Source organism: Stenotrophomonas sp. AS012628 (assembly GCF_010608305.1).
Taxonomy (GTDB): Bacteria; Pseudomonadota; Gammaproteobacteria; order Xanthomonadales; family Xanthomonadaceae; genus Stenotrophomonas; species Stenotrophomonas geniculata.
The window spans coordinates 1-13,700 of the sequence record NZ_VMBJ01000048.1 but is presented as its reverse complement, the minus strand read 5'-3'; the positions used below and the strand labels follow the sequence as shown (position 1 = coordinate 13,700).

General features: G+C 66.7%; 9 protein-coding genes and 1 pseudogene. 6 read left to right on the top strand and 4 right to left on the bottom strand.

The window, feature by feature from the left end; genetic code table 11:
• Positions 1-40: 40 nt before the first annotated feature.
• Positions 41-718 carry a (d)CMP kinase gene (gene cmk, locus G5A07_RS17815; protein WP_010484566.1) on the bottom strand — a complete coding sequence of 226 codons (678 nt, stop codon included), beginning with the start codon at positions 716-718 and terminating at the stop codon, positions 41-43.
• A gap of 197 nt (positions 719-915) precedes the next feature.
• Between cmk and ykgO the strand changes: the two genes are divergently transcribed.
• The 6 genes from ykgO (at position 916) to G5A07_RS17785 (ending at position 5,415) form a co-directional block, all read left to right on the top strand.
• Positions 916-1,041, top strand: coding sequence for a type B 50S ribosomal protein L36 (ykgO, locus tag G5A07_RS17810; protein ID WP_005409283.1), 126 nt, complete (start codon positions 916-918; stop codon positions 1,039-1,041).
• A gap of 145 nt (positions 1,042-1,186) precedes the next feature.
• The gene (locus tag G5A07_RS17805; RefSeq protein WP_005416228.1) at positions 1,187-1,516 is read left to right on the top strand and encodes a hypothetical protein; all 330 of its coding nucleotides are present in this window, start codon (positions 1,187-1,189) and stop codon (positions 1,514-1,516) included.
• A 39-nt stretch (positions 1,517-1,555) separates the two neighbouring features.
• The gene (locus G5A07_RS17800) at positions 1,556-2,593 is read left to right on the top strand and encodes an agmatine deiminase family protein (RefSeq protein WP_010484562.1); all 1,038 of its coding nucleotides are present in this window, start codon (positions 1,556-1,558) and stop codon (positions 2,591-2,593) included.
• Positions 2,594-2,758: 165 nt separating this feature from the next.
• Complete coding sequence (locus tag G5A07_RS17795; protein WP_010484560.1) at positions 2,759-3,646, top strand: carbon-nitrogen hydrolase; 888 nt, start codon at positions 2,759-2,761, stop codon at positions 3,644-3,646.
• A gap of 13 nt (positions 3,647-3,659) precedes the next feature.
• The gene (locus tag G5A07_RS17790) at positions 3,660-4,190 is read left to right on the top strand and encodes a GNAT family N-acetyltransferase (protein WP_005409279.1); all 531 of its coding nucleotides are present in this window, start codon (positions 3,660-3,662) and stop codon (positions 4,188-4,190) included.
• Positions 4,183-5,415: a TraB/GumN family protein gene (locus G5A07_RS17785; protein ID WP_191863719.1), complete on the top strand. Its 1,233-nt coding sequence runs from the start codon at positions 4,183-4,185 to the stop codon at positions 5,413-5,415. The genes G5A07_RS17790 and G5A07_RS17785 overlap by 8 nt, the downstream gene beginning before the upstream one ends.
• 216 nt (positions 5,416-5,631) lie before the next feature.
• Here the strand turns inward: G5A07_RS17785 and G5A07_RS17780 are convergent, their stop codons facing one another.
• From G5A07_RS17780 to G5A07_RS17770, 3 genes and pseudogenes are all read right to left on the bottom strand, one after another.
• A complete protein-coding gene (locus G5A07_RS17780; protein ID WP_191863718.1) occupies positions 5,632-8,712 on the bottom strand; it encodes an efflux RND transporter permease subunit in 3,081 nt (1,026 codons plus the stop codon).
• A pseudogene (locus G5A07_RS17775) lies at positions 8,709-12,164 on the bottom strand (efflux RND transporter permease subunit); the annotation flags it as partial. The pseudogene G5A07_RS17775 and the gene G5A07_RS17780, both read right to left, overlap by 4 nt.
• 62 nt (positions 12,165-12,226) lie before the next feature.
• Positions 12,227-13,378 carry a MexH family multidrug efflux RND transporter periplasmic adaptor subunit gene (locus G5A07_RS17770; protein ID WP_010484552.1) on the bottom strand — a complete coding sequence of 384 codons (1,152 nt, stop codon included), beginning with the start codon at positions 13,376-13,378 and terminating at the stop codon, positions 12,227-12,229.
• Positions 13,379-13,700: the final 322 nt, after the last annotated feature.

Sequence of the window (13,700 nt, the reverse complement as noted above, 5' to 3'; positions counted from 1 at the left end):
CCACCGCCGATGCTGCTGGCAGTGCTCCCGCGCGAACGGATCAGGCAGCCGGAACCGGAAGCAGATCCATCACTCTGGCAACGACATCTGCGATGCCGATGCCTGTGGTGTCGATGAGGACAGCATCGTCTGCCGGCTTCAGGGGCGCCACGGTACGCTGAGCATCACGGGCGTCGCGGGCCATGATCTCGCGCAGGAGGTCATCAAAGTTAACAGAAACCCCCTTGTCTTTCAACTGCTTATGCCGGCGCTCGGCGCGCTCCTCGGCACTGGCGGTCAGGAAGACCTTATAGGGGGCGTCCTTGAAGATCACCGTACCCATGTCGCGGCCATCGGCAACCAGGCCGGGCAGCTCCCTGAATGCGCGCTGGCGCTCCTTCAGGGCCGCGCGGACCTCCGGAATGGCGGCAATGGCCGAGGCCAGGGCGCCAGTGGTCTCCAGGCGCAGCTCGTCGGTGGCATCGGTGCCGTTGACCATGACCCGCATCGACTCGCCCTGTTCAACAAACTGAACATGGGTGTCGAAGGTGCAGCGCACCAGTGCCGAGGCATCGGACGTATCAATGTCGGCCCAGCTCGCGGCCACGCCCACTGCCCGGTACAGCGCGCCCGAATCCAGGTAATGCCAGCCCATCCGGCGCGCGATGATGCGGCTGATGGTACCCTTGCCGGCCCCGGAAGGGCCGTCGATGGTCAGGACGGGAGCGAGTGGATTCATGGGGTTCCCAGAGCGTGTGAAGGGGTCATTCTAGCCCCTGCCAGACACCCCCAGCGGGATCTTTTGTGCAACCACTTGAAACCACGAGGAAAAGCCCGGTAGAATGGCGGGCTTGAACGAGCGTCAACTGCCGATTGTCTTTCGCATATCGCGGCCACGCTCCACCCGAACAACTACTGTTTACGCCGAGGTATGCCATGAAAGTCCTGTCCTCCCTGAAGTCGGCGAAGGCCCGTCACCGTGACTGCAAGGTCGTGCGTCGTCGTGGCAAGATCTTCGTCATCTGCAAGTCGAACCCGCGTTTCAAGGCGCGTCAGCGCTAAGCCTCACAGCCTTCCGGCTGCGGCTGGCCCTACGCGGGGCCGACCCGATGCAAGAAACCGCCTTCGGGCGGTTTTTTGTTTATGCGGCTTTTTCCTGCCGTTTTTGCTGTAATCGCCTTTCTTGACCACTGGGGAGTAGATCGAGATGAAGCGTTACCTGTCCGCCTTGGCCGTGATGGCCACCCTGGCCGCCGCCACACCGGCACTGGCCGATACCCTGCTTGTCGACCGCGCCCGCGAGAAGCCGGCCGGTGCCCTGCCCGTGCGCGGCCAGAGCATGCAGCAGGTGCAGGCGCAGTTCGGCGCGCCCAGCGAGCAGCTGCAGCCACGTGGCGGACAGAAGCGGCAGTGGCCGACCATCAACCGCTGGGTGTACCCGCAGTTCACCGTCTACTTCGAGAAGCAGAAGGTGATCGACGTGGTGGCCAACCAGGCGGACCCGAACGAAATCGGCCCGAAACCGCCGATCCGTTGATCCCTTTACCCGCCGTGGGCGGGCCTGTGTAGCGAGACCATGAACCAGACCCTTCGTTTTCCTGCCGAGTGGGAAGCCCAGAGCGGCGTCCTGATTGCCTGGCCCACTGCCGACACCGACTGGGCCGACCGCCTGGGCCAGGTGGAAGAGACCTACATCGCCCTGGTCGCGGCCATCACCCGCTTCCAGCCGGTGCTGATCTGCGTGGCCGACGACGATGTGGAGACCTATGCCGAGATGCGGCTGCGCTCCAACCGCATCGACATGGACAAGGTCCACTTCACCACGGCGGCCTACGACGATACATGGCTGCGCGACTCCGGCCCGATCACCCTGCGCCGCGCCGACGGCGGCTTCCAGCTGCTGGATTTCCGCTTCACCGGCTGGGGCGGCAAGTTCGACGCCACCCTGGATGACCAGCTGGTGGGCGTGCTCGACCAGGCCGGTGTGTTCAACGACGCGCCGGTGCGCAGCATCCCGTTCGCGCTGGAAGGCGGCGGCATCGAGACCGACGGCGAAGGCACCCTGCTGACCACCTGGAAGTGCCTGCACGAGCGCCACCCGGACCGCGACCGCGCCAGCCTGAGCGCCGACCTGGCCGACTGGCTGCAGCAGGACCGCGTGCTGTGGCTGGACCACGGCTACCTGGAAGGCGACGACACCGACGCGCATATCGACACCCTCGCCCGCTTCGCCTCGGCTGACAGCATCGTCTACCAGGCCTGCGACGACGCGAGCGACTCGCACTACGCCGAGCTGCAGGCGATGGGCAACGAACTGGCCGCGCTGCGCACCAAGGACGGCCAGCCGTATCGCCTGTTCCCGCTGCCGTGGGCACAGCCAGTGATCGACGAAGGCCGCCGCCTGGCTGCGTCGTACGCCAATTACCTGATCGTCAATGGTGCGGTGCTGATGCCGGCCTACGGTGATCCGGCCGACGACCTGGCCCGCGACGTGCTGGCGCAGGCGCACCCGGGCCGCGAGATCGTGCAGGTGCCCTGCCGCTCGCTGATCTGGCAGAACGGCAGCCTGCACTGCATCACCATGCAGCTGCCGGAAGGGCTGTTGAAGGCGTAAGCCGAACCGGTAGCGCCGGGCCATGCCCGGCGAACGCTGCCGCATCTGGAAAATCCGCCGGGCATGGCCCGGCGCTACCGATTGCGTGCACCCATTCAGCGCGCGACACGCCGTCGCCGCCCATCCGCGCTAACATGCTGGTTTTCCCCCGCAGGAACGCCCCGCATGAACTCGCGCAGCCCCCTTACCGTCGCCCTGATCCAGGAGCGCAACCACGGTGATGCCGCCGCCAACCTGGCGGTGATCGAAGCACGCGTGGCCGAGGCGGCTGCGCAGGGTGCCAAGCTGGTGCTGCTGCAGGAACTGCATAACGGTCCGTACTTCTGCCAGCACGAGTCGGTGGACGAGTTCGACCTGGCCGAGCCGATTCCGGGCCCGAGCACCGAGCGCCTGGGCGCGCTGGCGAAGAAGCATGGCGTGGTGCTGGTGGGCTCGCTGTTCGAGCGCCGCGCTGCCGGCCTGTACCACAACACCGCCGTCGTCTTCGAGAAGGACGGCACGTTGCTGGGCAAGTACCGCAAGATGCATATCCCGGACGACCCGGGCTTCTACGAGAAGTTCTACTTCACCCCGGGCGACATCGGCTTCAAGCCGATCGACACCTCGGTGGGCCGCCTTGGCGTGCTGGTGTGCTGGGACCAGTGGTACCCGGAAGCGGCACGCCTGATGGCGCTGGCCGGTGCCGAACTGCTGCTCTACCCGACCGCGATCGGCTGGGACCCGGACGACGTGCAGGACGAGAAGACCCGCCAGCGCGACGCCTGGGTGCTGAGCCACCGCGGCCACGCCGTGGCCAACGGCCTGCCGGTGCTGAGCTGCAACCGCGTCGGCCACGAGGCTTCGCCGCTGGGCGCGTCGGGCATCCAGTTCTGGGGCAACAGCCACGTGCTTGGCCCGCAGGGTGAGTTCCTGGCCGAAGCCGGCACCGAAGCCACCGTGCTGCTGTGCAATGTCGACCTGCAGCGCAGCGAGCACGTGCGCCGCATCTGGCCGTTCCTGCGCGACCGTCGCATCGACGCGTACGGTGACCTGCTCAAGCGCTACATCGACTGAGCCGGAGCCGCGCATGGCCGTCCTCATCCGTGATGCCGGCCCGGCCGACATCGCCGCGATCACCGCGATCTACGCGGTGGAAGTGACCGACTTCGTCAACACTTACGAGTACGACATCCCGGACGCGTCCGAGATGCTGCGCCGCATGCGCGACATCATCGACCGCGGCTTCCCCTACCTGGTCGCCGAGATCGACGGCCAGGTGGCCGGCTATGCCTACGCCAACACCTACCGTACCCGCGTTGCCTACCAGTGGACCGTGGAGAACTCGGTCTACGTCGATGCCGCGTTCCAGGGCAAGGGCGTTGGCACCGGCCTGCTGCAGGCGTTGATCGATGCCTGCGTGGCGCGTGGCTACCGGCAGATGGTGGCGGTGATCGGCGAACCGACCAATACCGCTTCAATCAAGCTGCACGAACGCTTCGGCTTCGAGCTGGTCGGCGTGTTCCGTGGCCTCGGCCGCAAGCACGGCCGCTGGCTGGATACCGTGCAGATGCAGCGCGCGCTCGGCGATGGCGCCGACACCGCACCTTCCAATGAATGAACCCATGACCGAAACCCTTCCCGAAACCGGCGACGACCTGTTCGCCGGCCAGCCGGTACGCGTCGTCAAACGCGACGGCGTGCGCTACACCCTGCTGGGCACTGCCCACGTTTCGCGCGCCAGCGTCGAGGCGGTGGAGAAAGCCATCGACAGCGGCCGCTTCGATGCCGTTGCCGTTGAACTGGACCCGCAGCGCCTCCAGGCACTGAGTGATCCGGACACGCTGGCCAAGCTCGACCTGGTCGAGGTGATCCGCAAGGGCCGCGTCGCCCTGTTCGCGGCCAACCTGGCGCTGTCCGCCTACCAGCGCCGCTTGGCCGAACAGCTGGACATCGAGCCGGGCGCCGAACTGAAGCGCGCGGTGGAACTGGCCCGCGAACGCGACCTGCCGGTGCACCTGATCGACCGCGAGGTCGGCCTGACCTTCCGCCGCGCCTCGCAGCGGCTGGGTTTCTTCGGCAAGCTGAAGCTGGTCGCCGGCCTCGGCGCCGGCCTGTTCTCGTCCGAGGAAGTGGGCGAGAACGAGATCGAGAAGCTCAAGCAGGGCGACATGCTGGAATCGAGCTTCGGTGAGTTCGCCAGCGAGAGCCCAGCGCTGTACGAGACCATCATCGGCGAGCGCGACCGCTACATGGCCACGCGCCTGCGCGAGGAGCACAACCCGCAGCAGCGTGAAGTGCTGGCGGTTGTCGGTGCGGGTCACCTTGCAGGCCTGGCGCGCTACCTGGAAACCGACACCGAAGCACCGGCGCCGCTGCGTGCCGAGCTGGAAGCGGTACCGAAGAAGCGCAACATCCCTTGGTTCACGCTGGGCATCCTGGCGATCGTGGCGACCGGCATCGGCGTGGGCTTCTATCGCGGCGGCCTCGGCGTGGGTACCGAGCTGCTGGCGACCTGGGCGATGTATACCGGCGGCCTGGCGGGCCTGGGCTGCCTGCTGGCCGGTGGCCACCCGCTGAGCATCCTCACTGCAATCGCGGTGGCCCCGTTCAAGCCGTTCCGCCTGAGCATCCCGACCGGCGCATTCTCGGCCTTGGTGGAAGCGCGCCTGCGCAAGCCGGCGTATGAGGACTTCCTCAAGCTGCGCGACGATGCGCAGAGCCTGAAGGGCTGGTATCGCAATCGCGTCACCCGCGTGGTGCTGACCTTCATGCTGACCAACATCGGCAGCATGCTCGGCCTGTGGCTGACCACGTTCAAGGTGTGGGGCAAGGTGGCGGGGTAAACCCCTCAACCGGCCACAGAATCTGTAGCGCACGAGCCCACGCTCGGCCGACGCGGCGACGCGGCGACGCGGCGAACAGCAGCCGAGCATGGGCTCGGCTCTACAGAGACAAACAGACGCGGCGAGCAGAAAAAAAGGGGGAGGCCGCCCCACTACGACCGGCCTCCCCCACACCACAACACGTTGGCGCGCATTACGGTCGAGCAAGCTCGACCACTACACCGGGGTACCCGCCACGACCTCCAGGCCGCGCGCGCGGCGGATCAGCCGCGTCACGGCATTGCGCAGGTCATCGAGCACCGCGTAGATGGTCGGCAGGAACAGCAGGCTGACCACGGTCGAGAACGCCAGGCCCCCGGCAATCGCGCGCGCCATCGGCGCGTACTCCGGGCCGTTGCCGAACATCTGCGTATTGGTCAGCGAGATCGGCACCATCGCCAGGATCGCCGTGCCCATGGTCATCATGATCGGGCGCAGGCGCTCGCGGGAGCCTTCAACCAGTGCCTGCGTTCGGCCCATGCCGCCGCGCCGCAGGTTGTTGATATGTTCGATCATCACGATGCCGTTGTTCACCACCACCCCCATCAGCACAAGGATGCCGATGAAGGACATGATCCCGAACGAGGTGCCGGTGATCCAGAACAGCCAGAACACGCCGAAGATCGAGAACAGCACGCCGCTCATGATCGCCGCCGGGAACAGCAGCGACTCGAACACCGCTGCCATCACCACGTAGATCATCACCAGCGCGATCAGCAGATTGAACACCATCTGCTGCATGGCTTCGTCATCGTTGCCGTAGTCGCCGCCGTCGAAGGTGAAGCCATAGCCGGCCGGGAAGTTCATCGGCTTGAGCACCGACTCCATCGCCTTGCGGCCATCCGGCGCGGTGACCTTCTCGGCCAGGTTGGCCTTGATGGTCAGCGTGGTCTGGCGGTTGGTGCGGCCGATCTGGGTGGCCGACGAGCCGACGTCAACAGTGACCAGGCTCAGCAGCGGCACGCTGCGGCCGTCGCCGGTGCGCACGCTGAAACCGGCCAGGTCTTCCGGGCTGCTCTGCTCGGCGCCAGCGAAGCGCACCCACACCGGCACTTCATTGTCGCCGCGGCGGAACTCGCGCATCGGCGCACCGCGCAGGGCCAGGCCGACGAAGCTAGCCACCTGTTCGGCATTGAAGCCGAATGCGGCGGCGCGCTCGCGGTCGACGCGCACCTTCAGCTCGCCGCCCTTCTCACCATTGTCGATGCGCACATCGCGCAGCTCGGCACGCTGGGCCAGCAGCGGTACCACTTCCTGGCCGATCTCCTGCAGCATCGAACTGGAGTCGCCGACCAGCTGCACCTGCACGCCCTGGTTGCCGCCGCCACCCCCATCGCCGCCCTGGTTGCCGACGAAGTAGTCGGTGCGGGCTGACTTCGGCAGGCCCTTGCGCAGTTCTTCCTGCAGCGCCTTGATGTCCTTGGCGTACTTCTCGTCCAGGGTGACCACGGTGGAGCTGCCTTCCTGCTCGCTGTACCAGGAATAGACCTGCTTGACGTGCAGGCGTTCACGGTTGGCATCGATCCAGTTCTCCACCCGCGCCACTTCCTCGGACATCTGCCGATAGGTGTAGGCGCCCTTCCACATGTAGCCGATGAAGATGTCCTTGCCGCCGTCACCACCGAACATGTCGATCTTGGTCAGCTTCATCGGCACCAGGCTGACCAGCACCACCAGCAGAATGCCGAGCAGGCTCCAGCCACGATGATGCAGCGACCAGTCCAGCAGCCTGGCGTAGCGGCGCTGCAGGCGCGCGATCATGCCGGTCTGCGAGTGCACCTGCTTGGGCGTGGCCATGCGCGCGGACAGCATCGGGATCAGGCTGACCGCGACCAGCCACGAGGCCAGCAGCGAGACCGAGATGGTGATCGCGATCTGCGCCATGAAGATGCTGATGTTGTTGGTCTCGCCGAACAGGTTCGGCACGAACACGATGCAGTGGCACAGCGTGCCGGCGCTGAGCGCGATGGCCACGTTGCGGGTGCCGATGATCGAGGCCAGCCGCGGCTGCCCGGGCAGGCGCTCGCGCTCCTGGTAGATGCTCTCCACCACCACCACGGCGTTGTCGACCAGCATGCCGACGGCCAGCAGCAGGCCCATCATGGTCAGGATGTTCAGCGTCACCCCGACGAAGTACATGAAGCCCAGGGTGATGGTGAAGCAGATCGGGATGGCCAGGGTGACCATCAGCGTGGACGGCCAATGGCGCAGGAAGAAGAACAGCACCGTCACCGACAGGATCAGGCCGACCGCACCGGCCTCGGCCAGTTCCAGCAGCGAGGAGGTCACCGCCTTGCCCTGGTTGTCGATCACCTTGATCTGCACGTCGCGCATCGACGGCTCCGTGCGGATCGATTCGACCTCGGCCAGCGCCGCGCGCGAGACTTCCACCAGGTTGGCACTGCGTTCCTTGAAGATGTCCAGGCCGACCGCCGGGTTGCCGTCCAGGCGACGCCCGTAGTTCATCCGCGCCGGTTTCAGGCGCACGTCGGCGATGTCGCCCAGGCGCAGGCCCTTGGCGTTGATCACCAGGTCGCGCATTTCCTGCAGGTCGGTGATCTCGCCCACCGGCTGCACGCGCACGCGCTGGCCGTTGTCATCGATCTGCCCGGCGGAGATCGAGAAGTTCAGCGTGCGCAGGCGCTCGCTCAGCTCATTGATGCTCAGACCGTGCGCGTTGAGGCGGTTCGGATCGATGGCGATCTCCACCTCGTTCGGCGGCGCGCCGGTGATGTCGACGCGGGCCACGCCAGGGATGCGCTCGATGCGCCGCTTGAACTCGCGGTCGAGCATGTCATAGGCAGTGGTCAGGTCGGTGGTGCTGGCCAGCCGCACCTTCAGCACCGGCTGGTCACTGCTGGACCACTTGAACACGTTGTAGCGCTGCAGGTCATCGGGCAGGTCGCTGCGGATCGCATCGATGCGTTCGCGTGCATCGGAGGCGGCGATGGCGATGTCGCGGTCCCAGTCGCTGAACTCGATGAAGATCAGCGCCGCCTCGGAGGTGGCCGACGAGCGCATGCGCTTGATGCCGGTCATCGTCGCCAGCGATTCCTCCACCGGGCGGATGATGGTCCGCTCCACTTCCTCCGGGGTTGAACCGGTGTACGGGATCTGCACGAACAGGAACGGCGCGGAGATGTCCGGCAGCGCTTCCAGCGGCAGCCGGAACGAGGCGATCAGGCCGATCACCACCAGTGACACAAAACACATGATGGTGGTGACCGGACGGCGGATGGAGAACTCGGCAACACTCATGCCGGCTCCTCCACACCCGCCGCGCTGCCTGCTGCACCCGGCTCGATCTCACCGGCGTGCTTGCGGCCACGCTCGCGGTAGTAGGCATCACCGCGGCGATCCATCAGGTCGTACACCACCGGGATCACCAGCAGGGTGAGCAGGGTCGACACCAGCAGGCCACCGATTACGGTGATCGCCATCGGCGCACGCACTTCAGCACCCTCGCCCATCGCCACCGCCAGCGGCAGGAAGCCGAACAGCGTGCACAGGGTGGTCATGATGATCGGCCGCAGGCGCGAACGTGCACCTTCCACCAGAGCCTCATGCTTGGCCACGCCGGCCTCGCGCAGCTGGTTGACCTTGTCGATCAGGATGATCGCGTTCTTGGTGACCAGGCCCACCAGCAGGATCAGGCCGATGAACACCACCACCGAGATGGGCTTGCCGGTCAGCATCAGTGCCAGGATCGCGCCGACCAGCGCCAGCGGGATGGTGAACAGGATCACGAACGGATGCAGCAGCGACTCGAACTGCGACGCCATCACCAGGTAGACCAGGAAGATCGCCAGGCCGAAGGCGAAGATCAGCGACTTCGCCGCCTGCGCCAGCTCCTCACCCTGGCCGCCGATGTGCAGGCCGACACCCGCGCCCAGCGGTTGCTCGGCGACCATCTGCTGCACTTCACGCATGGCCGCACCCAGATCGATGTCGCGCAGGTTGGCCGAGACCACGGCCACGCGGGTCTGGTCGGCGCGATGGATCTCGCTGGGGCCAGTGGTGGCAACCACGTCGGCAACCGCGTCCAGCGTCACCGGACGGGTACTGCCGGGATTGACGATCAGGCGGCGGATGCTTTCCACGCTGGCACGATCACCTTCCTGTGCACGCACCAGCACGTCGATCTTGCGGTCGCGGAAGCTGTAACGGGTGGCCACGTCACCGCGCACCTTCTTCACCACCACATCGGCGATCTGGCGGGTGGTCAGGCCCAGCGCACCCGCGCGTTCCTGGTCGAAGCGGATCTGGATTTCCGGGAAGCCCTCCTCCACCGTCGACTTCACGTCGGCGTAGTGCGCGTTGCCGCGCAGCATCGCCGCCAGGCGCTGGCCGGCCACTTCGAGCGTCGCCATGTCCTGCCCGCGCAGCTCGATTTCCAGCGGCGTGGAGAAACTGAACAACGCCGGCCGCGCGAAGTCGACCTGGGCACCCGGATGCTGGCCCATGGTGTCACGCAGGCGCTCGGTGATCTCCGCCTCGGTGCGCGCGTTGCCGCCGCCTTCCATCACCACGGTCAGCTTGCCGATGTTCTCGCCGCTTTCGGTCGGGCTGGCATCCAGGCGGGTGCCGCTGCCACTGACACCATACAGCGAGGCCACGCCTTCACCCTTGCCATGCGCCAGCTGCAGCTCGCGCACCAGCGCATCGGTCTGCTTCAGCGGCGTGCCGGCCGGCAGCTTCACCGTCATTTCGAAGCGGTCCTGTGCCAGCTGCGGAATCAGGTCGGCACCGAGCATCGGCACCAGCGCCATGGTCGCCACGAAGATGATCGTGGCCACGCCCAGCACCTTGCCCGGATGCGCCAGCGCGCTCGGCAGCAGTCGCAGGTAGCCGCGCTCGGCACCGGCATAGGGCTTCATCGCCAGATCGCTGGCCTTGCGCATCACCGGGCCAACCACCGCCACCACGCCACGCCACGCCCGCACGACCAGCCAGGCCAGTGCATAGAAGCTCCAGCGCGCGGTCGCCACGGCACCACGGCGACCCAGCGCCACCGGCTTCTGCCAACGGTTCTGCGGCTGCCACGGTTCGTTCGGCGCCTCTTCCGGGAACGCCAGCGGCGGCCGTCCCTTCAGCGAGCTCAGCATCGGGATCAGCGTCATCGACACCAGCAGCGAGATCGCAATGGCGATCGCCACGGTCAGTGCCTGGTCGCGGAACAGCTGGCCGGCGATGCCGTCGACGAACACCAGCGGCAGGAACACCGCGATGGTGGTCAGGGTCGAGGCGACCACCGCCATGCTCACTTCGCGGGTACCGACGATGGCCGCCTGCAGGATGCCCAGGCCACGCTCGCGGGCCTTGGCGATGCTCTCCAGCACCACGATCGAGTCGTCCACCACCAGGCCGGTGGCCAGTGCCAGACCGCCCAGCGACATCACGTTCAGGCTCAGGCCGAGCTGGCCCATGAAGAAGAACGTGGCGATGATCGAGACCGGCAGCGACAGGCTGATCACGAACGTGCTCCAGCCATCACGCAGGAACAGGAAGATGATCAGGATGGCCAGCAGCCCGCCGATCACCGCATCCTTCTTGACGTCGGCGATGGCGTGCTCGATGAAGCGCGACTGGTCCTCGATGGTGGTCATCTCGACATCGGAGGGGAACGTGCCCTTGATCTGCTCCAGGCGCTTGCGCAGCGCTTCGGCGGTGGACACGGTGTTGGCATCGCCTTCCTTGTAGATGGCCAGTTCAACCGATTCCTTGCCACCCAGGCGGATCACCGCTTCGCGTTCCTTGTAGCCCTGGCGCACGGTGGCCACATCCTTCAGGCGCACCGGCACACCGTTGGCGACCACGCTGGAACCACCGCCGGAGGACGCGCTCTGCGCCGCCGACGCCGCCGCGATCGCGGCCGCCGAACCGGTCGATGCGGCGATGTTGAACATCTGCTGCAGTGCCGAGTCGGCCGCGCTGCCATTGGCGGCCTGGGTGGTCACCAGCAGGTTGCGGATTTCCTCCAGGTCGGCGAACTGGTTGACGGTGCGCACCAGGAAGCGCTGCGAACCCTCCTCCAGGCGACCGCCGGAGATGTTGATGTTCTCGTCCTTCAGGCGCTTGATGACGGTGTCGATCGGCAGGTTCAGCTGCGCCAGCTTCTGCTGGTCGATGTCGACCTGGATCTCGTCTTCCAGGCCACCGCCGACCTTGACCGCTGCGACGCCGGTGACCGGCTCCAGCTTCTTCTTCAGGTCTTCATCGGCATAGCGGCGCAGGCCGGTCAGCTCGCGGATCGCATCGGCATCGCTGGCCGGTGCCACCTTGTTCGACAGCACCAGGCGCATGATCGGCTCGGTGGACGGATTGAAGCGCAGCAGCACCGGGGCCTTGGCCTCCAGTGGCAGGTTCAGCGCTTCCATCTTGTCGCGCACCTCCAGGCTGGCCTGGTCCATGTTGGTGCCCCAGGCGAACTCCAGCACCACGTCGCTCTGGCCGGTGCGCGAGACCGACTTCAGCTTGCGCAGGTTCTTGACCACGCCCACCGCTTCTTCGACCGGCTGGGTGATCAGGGTTTCGATTTCGGTCGGCGCCGCACCGGTGTACTCGGTGCGCACGGTCAGCGTCGGGTAGCTCAGGTCGGGCAGCAGGTTGACCTTGAGGTTGCCCAGCGCGATCAGCCCGAACAGCAGCAGGGTGACCGTGCACATGGCGATGGTCACGCGGCGACGGGTGGCGAATTCCACCAGGCCGCCGCGCATGCCGGCGGCGGCGCCGTCGCTCGCCGGCGAAGCACCGTGGTCGTGGCCCGGGGCGGTCATTGCTTGCTCCCGGCCTTGTCTGCCGGCTTGGCGGCCGCTGCGACCGTCTTCGCCTTTGCCTTCGGATCAGCGATCACCTGCACTGCGGTGCCGTCGCGCAGCGCGACCTTGCCGGCGGTGACCACCTGATCACCGGCCGCCAGGCCATCACGGATCTCCACCCACGGGCCCTCGGCGTAACCCAGCTTGACCGGAACGCGTGCGACCTTGCCTTCGCGCACCCGGAACACCGCCGGCTCACCGTCGTCGAGCAGCGCCAGGCGCGGCACCACCAGCGCATCGGCACGCTGGTCGTAATCGATGCGGATGCGGCCGAACATGCCGGGCTGCAGCGCATGCGCGGCGCCATCGAAGGCGCTGACCACGCGAAACGTGCCGCTGCCCGAATCCACCACCGGCGCGATGCGATCGACGGTGCCGGTGAAGCTCTGCCCCGGCAGTGCATCGGCAGCCAGTGTCACCGGCTGGCCGGCGCGCAGCGTGGCCAGCTCGCGCTCGGGCACATTGAGCGTGGCTTCCAGCCGCGAGTTGTCGACGATGCGGAAGATCGGCGTGTTGATCTGCACGAAGTTGCCGGTCTTGATCGAGCGCGAGGCGATCACGCCGGAGATCGGCGCCACCACCGTGGTGTAGGACAGTTCCAGCGTGGCCAGGCGGTACTGCGCACGGACGTTTTCCAGGTCGTAGCGCAGCTGGTCAACGCTGGCCGCACTGACCAGCTGCTGGACGACCAGCTTCTGTGCACGCTGATAGTCGTTTTCCAGCTTGCGCATCTGCGCTTCGCTCTGCGCCACGGCCAGGCGTGCGCGGTCCGGGTCCAGGCGCACCAGCGGCTGGCCAGCGGTCACCCGCTGGCCTTCCTCGACCAGCACCGCCAGCGCCACGCCGGAGGTCTTGGCGACCACCTGCGATTCGGCGCGTGGTTCCAACGCGGCGGTACCGGTGTAGCTGGCCGCGACTGCACGGTGGCTGGCCACGGCCACTTCGACCGGGACCGCGTCGACCTTCTTCTCCTCCTTGGTCTCGGCGGCCTTGGCTTCGGAATTGGGCCCTGCGGCGCAACCGCCCAGCAGCAGGGAGGTGGAGATCAGCAGTGCGGCAGCGCAGATTCCGCTGCGACGGCCGGACAGGAAGGTTGGGTGCGACATCGTCAGGTCCCTGGAGGATGCGTGGACAGGTGTGGTAGCAAAGTAATGCACCACTTCACGGCAACACCATATCCCAAAGGTCATGGTGCCTTCACGCCACTGGTCGGCCCGCCCCCCATTTCAGCTAGATGAAACCTGGGGCTATACTCGGGTCGTTCCGTACCCCACGCCGGAACGACCAGACCCGAATCCCCGGAAACGACACCATGCGCCCGCAGCCGCTCGCCGCTTGTCTCGCTCTGGCCGTCCTCCTGCCCCTTGGGGCCGCCGCACAGCCCGCTCCTGCTCCTGCCACACCGGCCCCGGCCCCGGCTCCCGCCGC